The following is a 20,554-nucleotide window of genomic DNA, read 5'->3' as shown; positions in this document are numbered from 1 at the left end:
TTCTTCCAACATTCCGGAAGCAAAAAAATCATCGGAATCTAAAAATGATAAATATTCGCCCTTTGCAATAGCAAGTCCTTTATTTCTTGCAGCGCCTGCGCCTTTATTCTCCTGAGTCAGTACAATAACTCTTTTATCCTTTTTTTCATATTCTCGCAAAATCTCCAGAGAACGGTCTGTTGACCCATCGTCAACACAAATCACTTCTATTTCCTGTAATGTCTGATTTAATATAGAATCCAAACATTCTTTCAAATATTTTTCAACATTATATACAGGTAATATCACAGATACTTTTACAGTCATTTTTCTTTCCTCTCATAAAATTGTTCCAATTTCAGCTATGTACATTTTAACATAGAACATTCCTGTTGCCAACACTTTCATCGAAACACATAATACTATGCTTTTTTAATTTCCTTTCTTTCTCAATATTCTTCTAGCCATAATCCATATATTCCTGGCTGTAATATATATAATATTATTTTTAGTATCCTGTTCTGCTTTCCTTGCCCTCTCCATCCAATATTGATTTTCTTTTTTCAATTCTTTTATCCTGTAAAATAAATATTCTTTTTCACCGGATGCTTTTAACTGAAGATATTGCTCATAGTACTTCTCATTCCAGGAATTAATCTCTTCTTTTTTTAACTCTTCCATACCTAATTCTTTAAAAATCTCTTTTTTTATTTTTTCATATACCATGGAAAATACCTGAGCATTTCCCATTGATTCCAAATTATAAAAACTGACATCAAGAACATAATTTTTATAACTGTACTCAACATCTTCATAAATTCCCAGTTCCATTAATTTTGTCCTTACCGCTTTCAATGCTTCATACCAGTCCCACGGACTGTTGGCATTATTAGCCTGCAAGCTTCCTGATGATTTTCGATAATTAACCAGTTTTTCTTCAAGAATCGTAACTCGTTTTGCCATTGCCAGTGATATGCATACAAAATAAAGATCATTAGAACGATGTGTTTCCATAAATTGTAAATTATTTTCTTTTATAAAATTTTTCCGATATAATTTAGTCCATGGACAGCCTGTACTGATATTGAAAATATAAGGAAAGCTTTTGCCTTCAAACGGAATCTTCTGAGGAACATACTCCTTTTTTAACATGTGCCCTGCATCTATAAAATTGCCGGATTTCTCATAATACAAGCGTGCATCAAAAAGGCATATATCGCTTTTATCTTCCCTGATTCTTTTTAATGTATCTCCAACTAATTCAGGTTCAAAAAAATCATCTCCATCAAGAAAAAGGCAGTATTCTCCCTCTGCCTTTTCTATTCCCAGGTTTCTCATAATACCGGCTTTACCACAATGCGGTAATTCATATAATCGAATTCTTTTATTCAACCGCATATATTTTTTAATTATAAAAACCGTCTGATCATCAGAACCATCATCTACACAGATTATCTCAAAATTTTTATATTTCTGAGCGAATAAACTTTTCAAACACTGTTCAATATATTTCTCCACGTTATATGTAGGAATAATAATTGAAACATCCGGTATTTCTTTTTCATGCTGCACTATCTATTTTCCTCCCAGTAAAATTTCTGAATATTACATTTTATATGGCTTCATTAAAATCTTTTTCGTACACGCCCAATTCCCTGCTTTACTGCTGAAATAATTTCTCCAATCAGCATGGATGCAACTGTTCCAACAATCAAATATACAGTCCACCAGCCGTTCGTGGTTTTATATGGTGGATAATTTTCAAAAAGTTGTACGAAAGGAATCCCAAACAACTTAAATTGTACTGCCTCAATAATCCAAAAAACAACAAATTGCCAGATTACAATTGAAATACTGTTTTCCCCCATTACAATCAATGCTTTTTTTATCCATATGGTTCTTTTTTGCAAAATTTCCGAAACATAAATAACCACATATGATGCAAGCAATGCCCCTATCGCAAATAAAAACGGATAAGTATATGTATTCTTCGCCATATTGATGGCATTATAATGGCCAATTATGGCAAACAATATAATTGAAAAACAAACCAAAATACCTGAATGATATGCATATATTACTTCTTTGTACTCTTTAGCTGCCCGTCCGATTGCAAAATAAAAAGAAAGAATCAATGTCCTGCTCAATAAATATGGAAAATTAATTGAAAAACCAGTTGCTGCAACACATCCAAATAAAATCACAAGAAATATACTTTTCCCTTTTACCGATGGCATATAATAATCCATTAATTTATACACTACTGATACAACAAATAAAGCTCCCAAGAACCAGGTCGCTCCCATAAATTTGCCGTCCTTGTCTAATGTAAGAATAATTTTAAGTATTTTTTTAACCAAATGGATATCTGAAAACTCCTGTATATGAAGAACTGTTGTAATCAGAAGAGAGCAAAGATTCCAAAATACAAAAGGAATATATAAAGAGCTGACCTTTTTGCCAAGAAACTGAGCCGGAGTATTTCTGCTGTTAAAAAGGAAACCTGAAATCAAAAAAAATAACGGCATATGAAATTGATACATATACGGCGTAAAAGGACCTTTTGCATGAGACCACACTACAAATAATATCCCTAACCCTTTTGCAATATCAATTGTTTCAATCCTTCCGCCTTTTTTCATACAATTTTCTGCTTGTGGTATATAATTCATATCAATCCTCTGTATTACATTTTTTCGTAAGTATAACATGATACTATCATAATATCAAGTTTAACTACAAACCAATGTAACATTTTTGTTACAAACAGTTTTTATTTCTCACAACAATAAAACAATCTTATTATCTATTAATTAATTTTCATTCACATTCACGTAATTATCATGAATCTTTTGCAGCATCATGCTATGATATACAAAAGACTACAAACATTTATTTTATGAGGGAATTTATGAAAATAAAAAAATATCTCCGGCGCTTTGTCCCGGTCAGCAGAACCTATGTTGACGCAAAAATTAAAGACCTTGAAAGTACTTATACAAATCAAATTGAAAAGCAATCTGCTCTATTCAACCAATTAACCAACTATCAGAGTGCATCTTTTGACGAAATCATACAGCAACTCTCCTCTCTGGAAACACATATAACAAAGCAACAACAAAATAATATTCAAAATCTCCTGCACCATATCACAACCGAACATAATCGTATTGCATCAACCATAAATGATCATCTTGACTGGGAACTTAAGCGCCGGGATAGATGGAAGACAATGTCGGCTGAAAATAAACGTTCTGCTGGCGGGCGTCCAATCTGGGTAATCAAATGTCCTGCTCCAGAAGGTAAAGATAAAGTACTGTGGGGTGATTATCCCTATGCATTAGCTCTGAAAAAGTACCTGGAGCGTCTGAATTGTTTTGTTATTATTGATACACGAGAAGACTGGGGATGTGAAGAAGGCGCTGATGTTGTTCTTGTTTTAAGAGGAACCTATTTCTACCGCCCTGACCGCCGTAACAAAACAGCGCTCTATATCATGTGGAACATCAGTCATCCAGATAAGATTACAATTGATGAATACAATCTTTATGATGTCGTATGTATTGCTTCTGATTACTATGCTGAGATAATCAGAAATCAGGTAAAAGTACCTGTTTTTCCCCTTTTACAATGTACTGATACAGAGCTGTTTTTTCCAGCAGATAAACATCAGGAAAAAAAATGGGACTATATTTTTATCGGGAATTCCAGAGGTGTAGCCCGTAATTGTGTTATGTGGGCCATTGATGAAAATATTCCGCTTCGTATGTGGGGAAGTGGCTGGAATACTATACTCAAAGATCATATGGATCTTTTTGAATCGCCTTCTGTAGAAAATTATGAACTTCCCAATATCTACCGTTCAGCCAAAGTAACATTAAATGATCATTGGGACGATATGCTGCAAAAGCAATTTATTAATAATCGGATTTTTGATGCGCTGGCCTGTGGACTTCCAGTTATTTCCGATGAATGCGATGAATTAAAAAAAATATTCCCAACCGCTATCCTGTATTATCATACCAGACAAGATTTCAAAAACTGCATTCATAACATAGAAAATAACTATTCCCAGATATCTCAAACAGTCCTTGAACAACAAACTCTGATACATGAAAAATTTTCTTTCGAAGCAAGAGCCCACCAATTGGTAGAAATTGCATCTAAATTTACAAACAGCAGGAAAAATTAATTTTTTCCCGCTGTTTGCATCGGTCTTTCCACCAGATAATAAATACCTGCGCCAAAAAGAATGGTCAGGACAACAGACAGTCCCAGTGCAGCTGCCGGACATCGCTTTAAAAATCCTGCATTTTTCCACAGTGTATGGCTGAGAATATAAAAAGCAGCTTCCTGCATTACATATATGGAATAGGAATATTTTCCCAGTCTGCAGAAACCTGTCCTGCTGATGATTCTGGATAAAAGCCCCTTTTCTGTGAGCATACAGAGGAAAAATATACAGAAGAAGACCACTACAGAAAACTGATTTTTCCCTGCATTTTTTCCTGCAAAAAAATCTGTCAGAAGAAACAAAAAGCTTCCCAGCTCTATGAAAGAGATCATTATGGTCCTCTTTTTTTCGTGCAAAAGATCTCCTTCTGGTTTTTCCCATTTTTCTTTTACGGAATCATAAAAAACTCCCAGAAGATAGCCTGTTCCTATGCCGGCAACCGCCCTTGCCATAGCAAGGCTGAATACTCCGTAAACAACTTTTCTGCCAAAGCCGCCGTCTGTAGTCATAATATTCAACGTATAGCCAAAATACGCGATTACGCATATCAAAAGCTTCATTCCCGCTGAGTTTTTCATTGCTTTATGTAAAAGAAAATAAAAAACCTCTGCAAAAAAGAAGGCGGAAACATACCAGTTCAGACCGGTCCACCCTGTTGTAAGCCCTGTAGACTGCAAAAAGAAGAGATTTAAAATCCCCTCGCTTGCCGGAACTTCAAGAAATACAACTGAAAAAACCGTAGAAACTGCCAGTACCGGCCACAGACGGACAATTTTTTTCCATAAAAAATCAGTTGTTTTCTGTTCAGGCCGGGACAGTAAAGAGCGGTACAGAAAATATCCTGATATAATAAAAAAACATTCCACAATATATTTTGCGTACTTTGACTGTTCTGCAAGATTCTGATAAATCACCGATTCTCCCGTATAAGGCATCATAAAAGAATGAAGAAGATGAAAATATATAATTGCTGCTGCAAAAAAGAATCTGATAAACTCTATATTATTTAATTTTCCTTTTACCTTCTGTGTTCCCACTATTTCAGCATCCCCCGGACTTCGTCAAATATTTTTATTTCTGCCGGATTATCTGAATGGACTCCAATATGCTTTTCCATCCAGACCATATTGTACCAGCGTCCGAATTTACAGGCGCATTTATGAAACTCCGCCACTTTACGATAACCCATATGCTCATGAAATCTTACGCTGTCTCCGGTAAGATATTCGTCCTCTTTTTCCGGCCAGGCAATACAGGCATTGACACTGAGGATATTCTGCTCTTTCAAGATCTTTTCCAGCGTATCATAAAGCAGCTTTCCAATACCCAGATGTTTTTTATCCCTTTTTACATAAATAGAAGTTTCCACAGACCAGGCATAAGCAGCTCTTGGATGAAGCGGGCCCGCATAGGCATACCCGATCACCTCCCCATCCTTTTCTGCTTTTAAATACGGGTATTTTTCCAGCGTATGAATGATCCGCTGTCTGAATTCCTCCGGAGAAGGAACAGTATATTCAAAGGATACTGCTGTATCCCTCACATAAGGAGCATAGATTTCCAGTAATTCTTCGGCATCCTGTGGACCTGCTACGCTGATTTTTATCTCACTCATGATTTTTCCTCTCTTGCTTTTTTCAGATATTATAAGGTGTGCTTCCAAAGAAAGTCAATCCTCTGCACAGTGGAAATGTTTCCTTCTACTGTTTCCTGCTTCTGTCAAAATAATTGATTTTGCATATTTGATATGATATCATAAATTCACAGATTAAAGTATACATACACCTTATTACCTCTCACCAAAGATTAAATTTGACAAATTACAAAAGCCGATACAATTCATAAATGGGAGGGATTTTTATGTACAAAAATAATATCAGAACGAGAAAAAAGAAAGAACTGTTTTGGATACCTCACGCCAAGCTAATAACAAGTTTTTTATTTGTAGCAACGGTAATATTCTTAATACTCATGTATATAAATTACAGAAAAATCATAGATCTGATTTTTCCTGTCTACCCTTTGTTTCTTTTCCTTATATTTTTATTAATATTTTTAATCTATTCTCTTATTATGGCTGTTTTAGAATTTATGTCTGTTATGGCCGAAAAATAGATTATTATGAAAAAGCGGCATCTCTGTGGATGCCGCTTTTAATGTACTGATAACATTGTATTAATAATGTATAAGCATTGTATTAATACTCCGTTTTCAACGTTTTTTATTGATGTTTAACCATCTCCAAAAACCTTGATTTTAAAGCATTTCTTAGAATTTGCCTTCTTTAGCAGCTTCCTCGATGGAAACAGCAACAGCAACAGTCATACCAACCATCGGGTTGTTTCCTGCGCCGATCAGACCCATCATCTCTACGTGAGCCGGTACGGAAGAGGAACCTGCAAACTGAGCGTCAGAATGCATACGTCCAAGTGTATCTGTCATACCGTAGGAAGCAGGACCTGCTGCCATGTTGTCCGGATGAAGAGTACGTCCTGTACCACCGCCGGAAGCAACGGAGAAGTATTTTTTGCCTTTTTCCAGGCACTCTTTTTTGTAGGTACCTGCAACCGGATGCTGGAAACGTGTCGGGTTGGTGGAGTTACCTGTAATGGAAACGTCTACGCCCTCTTTCCACATGATAGCAACACCTTCCGGAACGCTGTTAGCGCCGTAGCAGTTTACTTTTGCACGAAGTCCCTCAGAATAGGATTTACGGAATACTTCCTTAACTTCGTTTGTGTATGGATCATACTCTGTCTCAACATATGTAAATCCGTTGATTCTTGCAATGATCTGAGCAGCATCTTTTCCAAGACCGTTCAGGATAACGCGAAGCGGTTTCTGACGAACCTTGTTTGCTTTTTCTGCGATACCGATAGCACCCTCAGCTGCTGCGAAAGACTCATGGCCTGCAAGGAATGCAAAGCACTCTGTCTCCTCTTCAAGAAGCATTTTGCCAAGGTTACCATGGCCAAGACCTACTTTACGTGTATCAGCAACGGAGCCCGGGATACAGAAAGCCTGAAGACCTTCTCCGATAGCTGCTGCTGCATCAGCTGCTCTTTTGCAGCCTTTTTTGATAGCGATAGCTGCGCCTACGATGTATGCCCAGCAAGCGTTCTCAAAGCAGATTGGCTGGATGCCTTTGATCTGGTCGTAAACGTTCAGACCTGCATCTTTTGTGATTTTTTCTGCCTCTTCGATAGAAGCGATTCCATAGCTGTTTAAAACAGAATTGATCTTGTCAATTCGTCTCTCGTATGATTCAAATAAAGCCATTTACTTTTCCTCCTGATTTTTTCATCTAAAAATAATTATTCTTTTCTCGGGTCGATGATCTTAACAGCATCGTCAACACGGCCATACTGACCTTTTGCTTTTTCCCATGCAGTATTCGGGTCATCACCTTTTTTGATGAAATCAGTCATTTTTCCAAGGCTTACGAACTGATATCCGATGATCTCGTTGTCCTCATCAAGAGCGATACCTGTTACATAACCCTCTGCCATTTCCAGATAACGAGGTCCTTTTTTCAGAGTTCCGTACATAGTACCAACCTGGGAACGAAGTCCTTTTCCAAGGTCCTCAAGTCCTGCTCCGATCGGAAGTCCGTCCTCAGAGAAAGCAGACTGGGAACGTCCGTATACGATCTGAAGGAACAGTTCTCTCATAGCTGTATTAATTGCATCACAAACAAGGTCTGTGTTCAGCGCTTCCATTACAGTACGGCCCGGAAGGATCTCGGAAGCCATAGCTGCAGAATGTGTCATACCGGAGCATCCGATAGTCTCTACAAGAGCTTCCTGGATGATACCTTCTTTAACGTTCAGAGTCAGCTTACATGCACCCTGCTGCGGAGCACACCAGCCAACACCGTGTGTCAGGCCGGAAATATCCTTTACTTCTTTTGCCTGTACCCATTTTGCTTCTTCCGGGATCGGAGCAGCCCCATGATGAACGCCCTGTGCCACTGGACACATTTCTTCTACTTCGCGTGAATAAATCATTGTAAAACTCCTTTCAAGTGTAGATTTACTTTAATGTTGTCAAGGTACCCTTAACAACCTTACAATATTTTCTCATAAAACTGTCTAATAGTCCAGTCAAATTTTGTAAAAAAATATCATGTTTTCCTGTCACTTCTTATAATTTTATTCTTTTTTATACAGACAGGTATCTGCTCTTTCTCAATCCTGTTCTGGAATTCCCCTTCAGAATATGATAAACTGAATAAAAATCACACAGGAGGTTCCTATGTCTCAAAATCACCACGGCAGTGCTCTTCCGCCGTCCTTTCTTCCGCAGAAATTTCAGATTTTAAGCGGAAGCGCACTGAAGCTCATCGCCATTTTTGTTATGCTAATCGACCACAGCGCCTGTATTCTTCTTTCACAGTATCCTCCAGCCCTGACTCCGCTTTTTTGTATCGGGCAAAACGCTTATACGCCTTACCGTATCTGCCGGGATATCGGACGGATTGCATTTCCTATTTTCTGTTTTCTTCTGCTGGAAGGCTTTTCCCATACCCGAAACAGAAAAAATTACGGCAGAAATCTGCTTCTCTTTGCCCTGATCTCTGAGCTTCCGTGGAATTACATGTTTGCAGATACCTGGCATTATAAAAAACAAAATGTATTTTTTACTTTATTTCTGGGCTATCTTGCCTTCTGCGCACTGGAACATTTCCGGGAAAACCGCACCAGGCTATTCCTGACCCTGAGCGGGCTTCTGGCCGTTTCCTTTTTCCTTCAGGCAGATTATGGATGGAGGGGCTTTATCTTTCTTCTGATCATGTACCTTTTAAGAGATGACAAAGCTCCCCAGGCGATCATAGGGAGCTGTTGGCTTGCATATGAATGGAAAGCCTGCTTTGCCTTTCTGCCCATTAATATGTATAACGGACAAAGAGGCTTTATCCGCGGAAAGCTTTCCAAATATTTCTTTTATGTATTTTATCCGCTGCACATTACGGTTCTTGTGATCCTGCGCAGGCTCCTGTTTTGATGCAAAAACCTACCAGGGAAGAAACTCGCTGCTTTCTTCATCATAATAGTACCAGCCGTTTCCTCTTCCGACAGGAGAGGCATCCGTCTCTGCCTGTTGGAACGGGATATACTGACCGGTTCCCGCATCCCAGCTGTACAGATCAAAGGGATCACTGATATCTTCTGTACCGGAAGAATCTTCTGAAGAGTTATCGGAATTTTCTTCTGCTGCCTGTTCTGCAAGATCTCCGTTCCAGTACCAGATCTCTCCGTTTTCGTTGACAATAGGCTGGGATTCATCTGCATTATCCAGATCCCCATAAGAAACTCCGTTTTCATCATACCAGATTCCGTCATCAGCTCTTTTTACCTGAATTCCATTCAGGTCAATATCATAAAGAACAATTGAATTCCATCCCTGGGTGATTTCTCCGCTCTCTACTTTTTCTTCAATTGTCCTGGAAGTATCTTCCTGTGTGTTTTCCGAAGTACCAGAGCTGCCTGCTGAAGAATTATCTTTTTCTCCGGAAGTTCCCTGTGATTTGTTTTCATTTGCCGGTGTTTTCTCAGAAGTTCCTGATTTTTTGGGAGCTTTTGTGGGGTTCGGCGTTGCCGTAACTTCTGTTTTTTCCACTGTTTCTGAACCTGAACCGCATCCTGTAAGAACACTTCCTGACATTACTGCTAACAAAAAAAATAAAGCTGCTTTTTTCATAACTCTGTCCCCTTTCACATAATGTTTTACAGGTCAAAGTATATCACCGCAGCTTTATTCTCTGTATTTCCTATATTCCCTTAATTTTTACTGACAATTTCCGTCCTGCTTTTATAAATACTGTCTGCAGGCACACACCCTCTTACCGGAGAAAGAGGATAAATATTACTGTTTCTGCCGATCACAGTTCCCGGATTCAGGACAGATCCGCAGCCTACCTCCACATGGTCTCCCAGCATGGCGCCGAATTTTTTTAATCCGGTCTCGATTTTTTCCTCTCCATCCTTTACAACAACCAGCTGTTTGTCGGATTTTACATTGGAACAGATAGAACCTGCTCCCATATGGGATTTGTATCCAAGAACTGCATCTCCCACATAATTATAATGAGGAACCTGCACGCAGTTAAAAAGGACCACATTTTTAAGCTCTGTAGAGTTTCCTACCACGCAGTCCTCTCCTACAATGGCATTTCCCCGGATAAACGCGCAGTGACGAACCTCTGTATCCTTACCGATGATCGCAGGCCCGTTAATGCAGGCAGTAGGAGCGATCTTTGCAGATTTTGCAATCCAGATATCGCCCTCCCGGTACTCGTACTCATCCGGATCCAGTGTTTTGCCAAGCTTCAGGATAAAATCTTTAATCTCAGGAAGTACTTCCCAGGGATACGTTTTTCCCTCAAAAAGCTCTGCAGCCATTGTTTCCTTCAGATCAAGAAGCTTCTCAATGGTAAAATCTTTCATCATAATTCTTTTCCTCCTCGTTTCGAAGCTGAAGGCTTCTTTTTATAATTCTCTGCCGCCGCATCAAAAAACTGCCTCAGCGCATACTGGTAATTGCTCTGTTCCACCTGAACAGTCCGTACCCGCACAAAATGCTCCAGCTTATCCATATACTCCTGAGGGGTAATGCTTCCCTCTGCCACATAGGTAAGCCCCTTTTCCCAGCTTGCTGTAAGCTCAGGATTCAGAAGCTGCCGTATGGAACAGTTCACCACATCGAAGATCATTTCTCCCAAAAGTGTAGGCGTGATCACCTGGGTCTTTTTATTCAGGGAAAGATATTTAATAGAAAACAGTTTTTTCAGGATTTCCGCTCTGGTGGCGCTGGTTCCGATCCCGCTTCCCCGGATCTGTGCTCTCAGTTCTTCATCCTCGATCAGCTGACCGGCATTTTCCATGGCAAGAATCATAGAACCGGAATTGTAGCGCTTGGGCGGAGAGGTTTCTCCTTCCTTGATGCTCAGAGAATCTACGGAAAGTATATCATTCTTTTTCAGCTTCTGCAATGCTGCCAGAAGTACCTCGTTGCAGGAGGTGTTTTCCTCTTCCTCGGAATCCTGGGACTTTTCCGAGGCTTTTTTTGCCGCAAAGGAATTGGCTGCGATCTTCAGATATCCCTCGCTCTGAAGGACACGGAACGAGGAAAAAAAGTGTTCTTTTTCCATAACCGTTACCAGATTTACCTTCTGATAAACTGCAGGAGGATAAAAAATGCATAAAAACCGCCGCACAATCGTCTCATACACCCTCTGAGCCGTCAGGGAAATCCCATTCAATGCACTCAGTCCCTGACCTGTGGGAATAATGGCATAATGATCTGTAATCTGCTTGTCATTGACATATCTTGTTTTTGCAATATTTTTGTAGGTTCCCATTTCCAGAACCTCATCTGCCGCCCCGTCGATCTGAGGATATCTGCGAAGGCCGGAAATGTTTTTGTAAATTTCTTTTGCAACCGCAGTGGAAAGCACCCGGGCATCTGTTCTGGGATAGGTCACCAGCTTTTTCTCATAAAGCTCCTGAACGATCCTCAGGGTTTCATCCGGACTGATCTTAAAAAGCCTGGAGCAGACGTTCTGAAGCTCCGCCAGGTTAAAAAGAAGCGGCGGATTCTTGTTTTCTTTTTTCCTCTCGATTTTTTCTACCTGACAGACAAGCGGAGAATTCTGACTGAGTTCTCCGATCAGCTTCTCTGCGTACTGTTTTTCTTTAAAACCGTTTTCCTTATAAAGATACGGAGACCGAAAATACCTGCTGCCCTCCACAGCCCGCCACTCGCCGTCAAAGTTTTCACCCTCAAGGGAAATACTGCCAAGAACCCGGTAAAACGGTGTTTTTACAAAGGAACGGATTTCCCGCTCTCTTCGTACAACCATTCCAAGAACACAGGTCATTACACGACCCACGGAAATAGCCTGATATTTTGTTTTCAGATAGTTGGACACACTGTTTCCATATCTCAGGGTCAGAACACGGGAAAAATTAATTCCCATAAGATAGTCCTCTTTTGCCCGGAGATAGGCGGATGCAGAAAGATTGTCATACTCTGAGATATCCTTTGCCTCCCGGATTCCTCTTAAAATCTCTTCTTCTGTCTGAGAATCGATCCACACACGCTTCTGAGTCTTATCATGAACCCCCGCCATCTGAGCCACAAGACGATAGATGTACTCACCCTCGCGCCCGGAGTCTGTGCACACATAAATAGTATCCACATCCGGGCGGTTCAGAAGGCCCCTGACAATATTAAACTGTTTCTGCACTGCCGGAATGATTTCATATTTAAAATCGCGCGGTAAAAAAGGCAGGGTATCGAGACTCCACCTTTTGTACTTGATATCATATTTTTCCGGGTAGCTCATAGTGACCAGATGCCCTACGCACCAGGTCACTACAGAATCCTCTGATTCCAGATAGCCGTCCCTTCTTTGTCCGTTGATTTTAAGAGCTTTTGCAAACTCCTGCGCCACGCTTGGCTTTTCTGCTATGTATAAAGCTTTTCCCATTATTGATCTGCACTCATCTTTCTCAGCGGCCAGGCAAGAAGAACTGCGCCGCCTACCATATTTCCAACTGTGACTACCAGCATACTTTTCAGCATGGCGGTTACGGAAAGTCCCGGAACCAGACAATATGCAGCCACAAAAGTACTCATATTCGCAATGCTGTGTTCAAATCCACTGATCACAAATCCTGAAATACACATGATGATCATCAGGATTTTTGCCGCCTCACTTTTCAGCTTGATGCCGCAAAGAACGCCAAGACATACAAAGAAATTACAGAGAACAGCCCGGAAGAACATTTCTCCCAGCGGAATTGAAAGTTTATTGTTGATAAAGCCGGCAAAATAATCTTTGGTTCCTGCTGCGCCTGCCCATACAAAGATCAGAGTCAGGAGCAGACAGCCCACAAAATTGCCGATATAGCTTACCAGCCATACCTTACCGGTTTCTTTCCAGGTTACTTTTTTGTCAATGGCGCCGAAAGCCATAACAAAATTGTTTCCGGTAAACAGCTCGCCGCCTACCATGGAAATCAGAAGAACTGCAATGGAAAACACCACCGCACTGAAAAATTTGCCCCAGGCTGGAAGCCCTGCTCCGGAAAATACATTGCCCACTACATTTGAAAAAATCATGGCAAGAACAATAAAAAATCCTGCCATCACAGCTCTTGTAAAATATTTGCTGAAGCCGGTGTTTACAAGCTGTGATTTTGCCGCTGCCGCGTTTGATACCTTTTGTACATCTTCATAGTTCATCTTTTGCCACCCTTGTCCTTTCCTGCTTTTACATAAGCCAGGCCCCCCGCCTGCGCCTATGGATTGAAGCCTTCGGCTTGGTTTCATTAAGTGTTTCGGTAATACCATGGTCACTAACCTCTGCCTGCGCTTTGCTTGTCCTCGCTAAGTGTCCAGGTATAAATTCTCACTAAATTCATCCTGCGCCTTTGGCTTGGATTCATTAAGTGTTCATATTATATCATTATTTTGTGGTTCTCTCAACATAATTTGCTGAGCCTGTTTGTGTATGATTTCCTTCATCTGCTCTGCGACCCCCAAAAAACAGCTTTCTGAATGTTTTACCATACACCCGTCATCCCCCTTTCCGGTTATCTGATGTTCACGCCTGCTACAATCCTGTTGAATCCATTATCCAGACAGCGTATAATACGGATATAAATTTTACTATGCAACACTTATAGCCATTTCAACAAATCTCATCAGCACAAGGAGGATACCATGATCCAGATAAACAAAGAACTATGCATCGGATGCGGAAAATGTGTTAAGGACTGCCCTGTTTTCTGCATTTCCATCACTGACCACAAGGCCTCGGCATCTGGCGGCTGCATGAACTGCGGTCACTGTGCTGCCATCTGCCCCAAAGAAGCTGTTTCAATTCCCGGCTATGACATGGATGATGTGGAAATATATGACAAAACCACTTTTTCCCTGGAAGCGGACACCCTGCTGCGCGCCATTAAATTCCGCAGAAGTATCCGGGATTATAAGCCTCTTCCCGTAGAAAAGGAGAAGCTTCAGAAAGTCCTTCAGGCAGGCCGCTACACTGCCACTGCCAAAAACAACCAGGACTGTCATTTTATTTTTGTACAAAAAGAACTTGCTGCGCTCAAACAGCAGGTCTGGGATTTTATCGAAGACTACGCCAACTCCCACAACGATAACGCCTCAGCCGATATGCTTCCCTATCTTTCCTTCAATCAGCGCAGAAAAGCCGACTGCAACGATGATTATCTGTTCCGCAATGCTCCTGTAGTGGCGTACATTACCTCCGACTGGCCTCTTGATGCCGGGCTTGCAGCCCAGAATATGGAGCTTATGGCTGTATCTCTTGGACTTGGCGTACTCTATAACGGCTATCTTGCCCGCATTACCAATGCAAACGAAAATCTTAAGAACTGGCTTGGCATAAAAGGAAAAACTATTAAGGCCTGTATGCTCCTTGGCTATCCCAATGTTTTCTATGAACGGACAGCCCCCAGAAAAGAGGCCAATGTGATCTGGAAATAAAAGAAGCTATAGCTGCCCTGCATAAAGATTTCCAGTGTGGTTCCTTACAAATCCCAGTAACAGAATCCCATACTTTTCTGCCAGAAGAACTGCCGCCTCTGTGACAGCAGCCCGGGAAACTACAGTTGTGACTCCCATCTGGATGATTTTTTTGAGATAGTCTGCAGATATTCTTCCGCTTGTAAAAATCACGCCGTCTCCGGGATCAATTTCCTGAATCAGAAGCTTTCCCACCACCTTGTCAAGAGCATTATGACGGCCAATATCCTCAAAGCTGCAGACTATCTCCTTTTCTTTCCAGAACGCGCAGGAATGAGCGCAGCCGGTTTCCCGGAACAGTTCCCCCGGCTGAGAGAAAAACTCCTCTGCCGCGGAGAAGATCTCAGAAAAACCGACCATTCTATTCCCATCTGGCCGCTGTTTCCTCTCCGGCATCGTAGTTTCTGCATTTCGATACTGTATCATCTCTGTTTTACCCAGCTCTTCTTCCCTGGATTCTATAAGACTCTCCACTTCATTTTCTGTATTCTTCCCCGATTCTCTCTCTGTCCCCTGATTCTCGTTTTCAGAAATCTCAACATAAATTGTCTGTTCTTCTTCCTGAATCTGAATACTTCTGATCTGCCTGATATTTCTTACCAGACCTTCTGTATACAGCCGTCCCAGAGCCAGTTCCTTAAGATCTTCCGGCGTACAGCTTAATCTGACCAGCTTCTGCCCGTTTACAACAAGGCTGTATTCTGTTTCCAGCGCCACAGTATCTTCACAGAAAATTTCCTGTCTGTTTTTTATTTTTTTTATATTTACCAATGTTTTTTTCATAAGCTTTTCTCTCCCGAAGTCCTTAATTATGAAGTTATCATCCACAGATCACTGTCCCACAAGTTGTTTTAGCATTTATATATCCTATACTGAGATATGCAAGGCAAATCACCCTCATCAAAAATGCTTTCCTGCGCACTTTTGATTTTACTGTTCACAGGCAGCTATCCCGAGACATACAGGACAGAATGCCATCACCGAAGATAATCTGGAAGGCATTTTAACCAGTCTGCTGTAAACAAAGTAAGCCGTAATGTCTTGAAAAATATCTCTCACACTGCTATAATAAAAAAGATTTTTGGGTGTCGTTGGGTAACTGGTGTGCCCCCTGGTCTTCAAAACCTGTGCTGGACGTTAAGAGCGCCCTGGGTGAGTTCGATTCTCACAGGCATCCGCCAGAATATAATGAGGCTGCGGAATCAATTTCCACAGCCGTTTTTTATCTCCTCAAAAGCTTATCCGTCAGCTTCTGCAAAAACAATTTATTTTTCATCAAGCGCTTCTTTCAGTTCTGCTGTAAATTCCCGTTTCTCTTCCTCTGAAATCGTCCGCATTTCCAACAAAACCCTGTCGTTTTTTATATGAGAAACAATCGGAACAGGAAGCAGACGGAGACGGTCTGCCAGCTGCTGTGCAGTTTCTTTTTCCGGAAAAATTTCCACTGCATAATCCGGCATTGTTTCTCCCGGAAGGGAGCCTCCGCCGATCACAGCGCTGCTCTCTGTTACTGCAATTTTTCCGGAACAGGAGCAGGAATCCAGTTCCCAGAAAATTTCTTCTGCCTGGGCAAGAAGCTCATCTTTGGTTCTTGCGATCATTTTAAGAACCGGAATGTTTTCCCATGCCTGTTTCTCACAAAAATACTCCCGGAAAGTAGCTTCCAGAACCGCAGTTGTGCATTTGTCAAGGCGCAGCGCCCGCATCAGAGGATGCTGCTCCATTTTTTGTATGTATTCCTTTTTTCCAACAATGATCCCGGCCTGAGGACCGCCCAGAAGCTTATCCCCGGAAAAGCAGACCACATCCGCTCCTTTTCGGAGGATTTCCCCTACTGTAGGCTCATGGGCAAGCCCGTATTTTTCCAGATCAACCAGAACTCCGCTTCCCAGATCAACGATCACAGGAATCCCGTGTTTTTTTCCCAGAGCAGAAAGCTCCTCCACAGAGGTTTCTTCTGTAAATCCCACAATCTTATAATTGCTTGTATGGACCTTCAGAAATGCCGCAGTTTCTTCTGTTACTGCCGATTCATAGTCCGAACTCCTGGTCCGGTTGGTGCAGCCGGTTTCCCGAAGGAAGGCGCCGCTCTGCTCCATAACCTCCGGGATACGGAAATGCCCTCCGATCTCAATCAGCTCTCCTCTGGAAACAATCACTTCTTTTTTGTACGCCATAGCCGCAAGAATTAAAGTCACTGCCGCTGCGTTATTGTTCACTGCCACCGCAGCTTCCGCACCGGTGATCTGGCAGATCACATCTGCATAGTGAGCCTGCCGCTTTCCTCTTTTTCCCTCCGAAAGCCTGTATTCCAGATTGGAAAATCCGCACATGGACTGAAAGGCGGCCTCCATCTGATGTTTTCCAAGAGGCGCCCGTCCAAGATTCGTATGAAGAAGAATTCCTGTTGCGTTAAAAACCCGTCTATAAGAGGGTTCTTCCAGCGCCTTTGTCCTCTCCCCGGCCTGTTGGAGCAGCCGGGAAATAAAAAGCTCTGTTGGCTGAGCATTTTCAGCAGCAGCTTCTGTTGCTTTCCCTTCCAGAAGCTCCTTTCTCAGACTGTCCAGCTCTTGCCGGAGTATACCAAGGATCCTGTTTTTTCCATATAGTCTGCACAGCTCTTCCGCCTCCGGCTCCTGAAGGATCCGGTCCATCTTCGGAAGCTGTCTTAAAATCTCATTTTTATTCATATACTGTCCGCTTATTTTAATATCAGATATTTTTCCTGTTTTCCGGTTACTTCTCCCACAGCTGCGCCTGGAGAACCAAGCTCAGCCAGACGTTCCAGAAGCTCAGCGGCATCTTCTTTTTTTACTGCAAGAAGAAGCCCTCCTGACGTCTGGGGATCATACACAAGATCTTCCTGCCAGGTTCCTGCAATTTCACTGAAAACATCCTCTTCCAGATATTCCCGGTTTCTGTATGCTCCCACAGGAATCAGTCCCATCCGGGCATATTCCTTTGCTCCGGGCAAAACCGGAAGCTTTTCTGTATGGAGAACCAGCGTCATTTCACTTCCCTTTGCCATTTCCATGGAGTGTCCTGCCAGACCAAAGCCGGTGATATCTGTACAGCTGTGGATTTCAAATTCCGCCGCAATATCCCTGGCATATTTATTTAAGGCAGTCATTGTTTTTACCGCAGAGCTTATCTCTTCCTCAGAGGCAAGCTCTCCCTTAATGGCAGTGGAAATAATTCCGGTACCCAGAGGCTTGGTAAGGATCAGCACGTCTCCCGGCTGCGCTCCATAATTTTTCCACATGGCTTTCGGATCAACAAACCCACTGACGCAAAGCCCGTACTTTGGCTCATTGTCGGAAATGGTATGACCGCCTGCAAGCACAGCTCCTGCTTCCATTACCTTATCTGCGCCGCCCTGAAGGATTTTTCCCAGTATCTCGATATCCAGACAGTCCGGAAAGGCCGCCAGATTCAGCGCCACCTTAGGTTCTCCTCCCATGGCGTATACGTCGCTTAAAGCATTTGCTGCTGCAATCTGCCCAAACAGATAGGGATCGTCTACCACAGGGGTAAAAAAATCAACGGTCTGGATCATTGCCAGTTCCTCACTGATTCGATATACTGCGGCATCATCCGCAGTTTCTGTTCCCACTAAAAGCATGGGATCATTAAATTTTGGCAGCTTACCCAAAACTTGGGCAAGGGTCTTCGGACCTTTTTTCGCCGCTCAGCCGGAGGTAGTTGACATCTGTGTCAAACGAATTTCTGTGTCTGCCATATCACTCACCTCCATTCCATAATTTCCTGTCATCTTTTCCTTTAAAGCCTTCTTCATTTCCCATAACCTTTATTTTCCAGAGGCTTTCAGAACCCTTCCGCCCTCTGTTTTTCTTGTAAAACCATTTTTATCAAAATGCTCCAAAAGGGCTACCGCCACCTTCCGGGAGCAGCCCAGATAATCCCGGTATTCTCCAAGAGCAACTTCCGGCTTCTTCTCTGCCATTTCCCGGAAGGCTGTTTTTGCCTTCTCATAGTAATCACGGTGAACACAGTATTGAACATCCAGCCGGATCAGCGCTTTTTTGTTCAGAAGGGACGTAAACACAGCCGGAAACTTCTTCTGATTCCTATGTTCTTTCAGATAAAGCTCGGTAGCAAGAGGCGCAAAGCCCTCATCCAGATAATGGTTAAGGATTTCTTTTACCATAGCGTCCTCATCCTCCTTCAGAACTACCCGAAAACGCTTTTTACTGATCAGTCCGTGCTCTTCCTTGATTACTTTTTCGGCCTTTAAAACGGCAAGAATATCGTCTGCAAGCTTTCCTTCTGCAATCTTCATCCTGCTTCGCAGTTCTTCAATTCCCATGCCTTCCTTTAAAGGATTGGCTTTATGAAATTCATCCAGAACTGTCTCTGCCCTTTTCCGGTAAAAATCCATTTCCTGCCTGTGAATGTACAGGTTTTCATTAAGACGCACCAGAATTTTTCGCTCCGCCAGCTTCCCCGCTGTATGTTTCAGCCCGGATTTATCAAGAGCGCTTCGTCCTGCCAGCTCCTCCAAAGTAAAAAAGCTTCCCCAGTGCTCCCAGGCAGAAAGCTCAAGCATTTCCTCCCTGGTTCCGCTTTCCTTGATCCGGCAGGCCTCCAGCACCTTTTGGTCATTTCTTTTATGCTTTCTGGGGCAGATATCCAGAACCGTTCCGCCTCCAATGGTTTCTGCCGGGGAATAAAACCGGATCACAAACCGCTCTCCCTTTTCCAGAACCGTTTCCTCTTCCAGCCTGAGCTGAGCATAACAGGTCTCCCCTGCTTTCAGCTCATCTCTGTCAAGCAGGATCACCTTTCCCAGAAGCTCCCTTGTTCCATGATACACATGCACCCGGCTTCCGTTCTTTACGCTGCGCTGTGTGTGACGCAGCACAGTCAGAGACACATCTGCCATCATGGTAGGATACATACTGTTTTTAAGGGCAACCACATCGCCTCTTCGGATCTCCTGTTTTTTCCTGTCAGGAAGATTCAAAGCCACTCTCTGCCCAGCATGGGCTTCCTCCACATTTGTCTCATGCACCTGAATACTGCGGATTTTTACAGAAGTATTTTCCGGATAAAGATACGCTTCCTGTTCCTTTTTGATCCTTCCGCCAAAAAGCGTTCCTGTTACAACAGTTCCAAATCCCTTCAGCGTAAATACGCGGTCAACAGGCAGGCGGAAGGCCCGGGTTTCCTTATGCTCCGGAAGCCCCTGGTACATCTGATACAGCGTATCCCGAAGCCTGTCTATCCCCTGATTTTTGTATACAGAAACCGGAACCACAGGCGCATCCTCCAGAAACGTTCCCTTAACCAGTTCCCTGACGTCCTCCTCCACCAGCTCTGTAAGCTCCGGATCTGCCGCGTCTGTTTTTGTGATCACAACCACTCCGCAGCGTACCCCCAGAATGGACAGAATGTCCAGATGCTCCACAGTCTGAGGCATAATTCCCTCATCTGCCGCAACCACAAGCATGACCATATCCATTCCAGCCACGCCTGCCAGCATATTTTTTACAAATTTTTCATGGCCGGGCACATCCACGATCCCTACCCGCTCCCCTTTCGGGAAATCCATCCAGGCAAAACCAAGCTCAATGGTAATGCCCCGTTTTTTTTCTTCCTTCAGACGGTCTGTATCAATACCCGTCAATGCCCGGATCAGGCAGGTCTTTCCGTGATCCACATGACCTGCCGTTCCTATAATTCCATATTTCATCAGTTTAACCCCTGTAAAAACCGGAGAGGAAAACCTGTCCGGCTGGATTGTATTTCTTTCTTCCTTAT

Annotated in this window: 18 protein-coding genes and 1 tRNA gene; 4 read left to right on the top strand and 15 right to left on the bottom strand. The window is 42.5% G+C overall.

Translation table 11 applies throughout. The annotated features are described in order from the left end of the window. The 3 genes from QVP40_RS02615 to QVP40_RS02605 form a co-directional block, all read right to left on the bottom strand. Nucleotides 1-306, bottom strand: a 306-nt coding sequence (locus QVP40_RS02615) for a glycosyltransferase family 2 protein (RefSeq protein WP_288200255.1), incomplete at its 3' end; no start/stop codon positions are given. Nucleotides 307-411: 105 nt separating this feature from the next. Beyond that, complete coding sequence (locus QVP40_RS02610; RefSeq protein WP_022066949.1) at nucleotides 412-1,551, bottom strand: glycosyltransferase family 2 protein; 1,140 nt, start codon at nucleotides 1,549-1,551, stop codon at nucleotides 412-414. Nucleotides 1,552-1,604: 53 nt separating this feature from the next. Then, nucleotides 1,605-2,621: an acyltransferase family protein gene (locus QVP40_RS02605; RefSeq protein ID WP_288200252.1), complete on the bottom strand. Its 1,017-nt coding sequence runs from the start codon at nucleotides 2,619-2,621 to the stop codon at nucleotides 1,605-1,607. A gap of 269 nt (nucleotides 2,622-2,890) precedes the next feature. Here QVP40_RS02605 and QVP40_RS02600 point away from each other — a divergent pair, with 269 nt between their 5' ends. Beyond that, complete coding sequence (locus QVP40_RS02600) at nucleotides 2,891-4,171, top strand: glycosyltransferase family protein (protein WP_022066947.1); 1,281 nt, start codon at nucleotides 2,891-2,893, stop codon at nucleotides 4,169-4,171. Here the strand turns inward: QVP40_RS02600 and QVP40_RS02595 are convergent. From QVP40_RS02595 to QVP40_RS02580, 4 genes are all read right to left on the bottom strand, one after another. Next, the gene (locus QVP40_RS02595; RefSeq protein WP_022066946.1) at nucleotides 4,168-5,250 is read right to left on the bottom strand and encodes an acyltransferase family protein; all 1,083 of its coding nucleotides are present in this window, start codon (nucleotides 5,248-5,250) and stop codon (nucleotides 4,168-4,170) included. The two genes, QVP40_RS02600 and QVP40_RS02595, sit on opposite strands and share 4 nt — an antisense overlap. Next, complete coding sequence (locus QVP40_RS02590; protein WP_022066945.1) at nucleotides 5,250-5,828, bottom strand: GNAT family N-acetyltransferase; 579 nt, start codon at nucleotides 5,826-5,828, stop codon at nucleotides 5,250-5,252. The genes QVP40_RS02595 and QVP40_RS02590 overlap by 1 nt, the downstream gene beginning before the upstream one ends. A 653-nt stretch (nucleotides 5,829-6,481) precedes the next feature. Continuing rightward, the gene (locus QVP40_RS02585; RefSeq protein WP_022066943.1) at nucleotides 6,482-7,492 is read right to left on the bottom strand and encodes a GGGtGRT protein; all 1,011 of its coding nucleotides are present in this window, start codon (nucleotides 7,490-7,492) and stop codon (nucleotides 6,482-6,484) included. Between the two features lie 35 nt (nucleotides 7,493-7,527). Beyond that, nucleotides 7,528-8,220 carry an iron-sulfur cluster assembly scaffold protein gene (locus QVP40_RS02580; protein WP_022066942.1) on the bottom strand — a complete coding sequence of 231 codons (693 nt, stop codon included), beginning with the start codon at nucleotides 8,218-8,220 and terminating at the stop codon, nucleotides 7,528-7,530. Nucleotides 8,221-8,467: 247 nt separating this feature from the next. Here QVP40_RS02580 and QVP40_RS02575 point away from each other — a divergent pair, with 247 nt between their 5' ends. Beyond that, nucleotides 8,468-9,217, top strand: a complete 750-nt coding sequence (locus tag QVP40_RS02575) for a TraX family protein (protein ID WP_022066941.1) — start codon at nucleotides 8,468-8,470, stop codon at nucleotides 9,215-9,217. A gap of 9 nt (nucleotides 9,218-9,226) precedes the next feature. Here QVP40_RS02575 and QVP40_RS02570 read toward each other — a convergent pair whose 3' ends face one another. The 4 genes from QVP40_RS02570 to QVP40_RS02555 form a co-directional block, all read right to left on the bottom strand. Then, nucleotides 9,227-9,913 carry a hypothetical protein gene (locus QVP40_RS02570; RefSeq protein ID WP_022066940.1) on the bottom strand — a complete coding sequence of 229 codons (687 nt, stop codon included), beginning with the start codon at nucleotides 9,911-9,913 and terminating at the stop codon, nucleotides 9,227-9,229. 80 nt (nucleotides 9,914-9,993) lie between these two features. Then, nucleotides 9,994-10,659 carry an acyltransferase gene (locus QVP40_RS02565; protein ID WP_147598271.1) on the bottom strand — a complete coding sequence of 222 codons (666 nt, stop codon included), beginning with the start codon at nucleotides 10,657-10,659 and terminating at the stop codon, nucleotides 9,994-9,996. Beyond that, nucleotides 10,659-12,704, bottom strand: a complete 2,046-nt coding sequence (locus QVP40_RS02560) for a DNA topoisomerase (protein ID WP_022066938.1) — start codon at nucleotides 12,702-12,704, stop codon at nucleotides 10,659-10,661. The genes QVP40_RS02565 and QVP40_RS02560 overlap by 1 nt, the downstream gene beginning before the upstream one ends. After that, nucleotides 12,704-13,462 carry a formate/nitrite transporter family protein gene (locus QVP40_RS02555; RefSeq protein ID WP_022066937.1) on the bottom strand — a complete coding sequence of 253 codons (759 nt, stop codon included), beginning with the start codon at nucleotides 13,460-13,462 and terminating at the stop codon, nucleotides 12,704-12,706. The genes QVP40_RS02560 and QVP40_RS02555 overlap by 1 nt, the downstream gene beginning before the upstream one ends. Nucleotides 13,463-13,942: 480 nt before the next feature. On the opposite strand from QVP40_RS02555, the gene QVP40_RS02550 reads away from it, so the two are divergent. Next, entirely contained in the window at nucleotides 13,943-14,734 is a 792-nt protein-coding gene (locus tag QVP40_RS02550) for a nitroreductase family protein (protein WP_022066936.1), read from the top strand. A gap of 6 nt (nucleotides 14,735-14,740) precedes the next feature. Here QVP40_RS02550 and fdhD read toward each other — a convergent pair whose 3' ends face one another. Beyond that, on the bottom strand, nucleotides 14,741-15,556 hold the full coding sequence (gene fdhD, locus QVP40_RS02545) for a formate dehydrogenase accessory sulfurtransferase FdhD (protein WP_022066935.1): 816 nt from the start codon (nucleotides 15,554-15,556) through the stop codon (nucleotides 14,741-14,743). A gap of 300 nt (nucleotides 15,557-15,856) precedes the next feature. Between fdhD and QVP40_RS02540 the strand changes: the two genes are divergently transcribed. After that, nucleotides 15,857-15,954: transfer RNA gene (locus QVP40_RS02540), tRNA-Sec, on the top strand. An 84-nt stretch (nucleotides 15,955-16,038) separates the two neighbouring features. On the opposite strand, the gene selA is transcribed toward QVP40_RS02540, so the two are convergent. The 3 genes from selA to selB all read right to left on the bottom strand — a co-directional run. Further along, nucleotides 16,039-17,463, bottom strand: a complete 1,425-nt coding sequence (gene selA, locus QVP40_RS02535; RefSeq protein ID WP_022066934.1) for an L-seryl-tRNA(Sec) selenium transferase — start codon at nucleotides 17,461-17,463, stop codon at nucleotides 16,039-16,041. 11 nt (nucleotides 17,464-17,474) lie between these two features. Next, nucleotides 17,475-18,512 carry a selenide, water dikinase SelD gene (gene selD, locus QVP40_RS02530; protein ID WP_287575105.1) on the bottom strand — a complete coding sequence of 346 codons (1,038 nt, stop codon included), beginning with the start codon at nucleotides 18,510-18,512 and terminating at the stop codon, nucleotides 17,475-17,477. 69 nt (nucleotides 18,513-18,581) lie between these two features. Continuing rightward, nucleotides 18,582-20,554: selenocysteine-specific translation elongation factor (gene selB / locus QVP40_RS02525; protein WP_288200244.1), on the bottom strand; the 1,973-nt coding region annotated here is incomplete at its 5' end.

Source organism: Blautia sp. CAG:257 (genome assembly GCF_000433815.1).
Classification (GTDB): Bacteria; Bacillota; Clostridia; order Lachnospirales; family Lachnospiraceae; genus Blautia_A; species Blautia_A caecimuris.
This window is presented reverse-complemented; position numbering and strand designations above follow the sequence as displayed.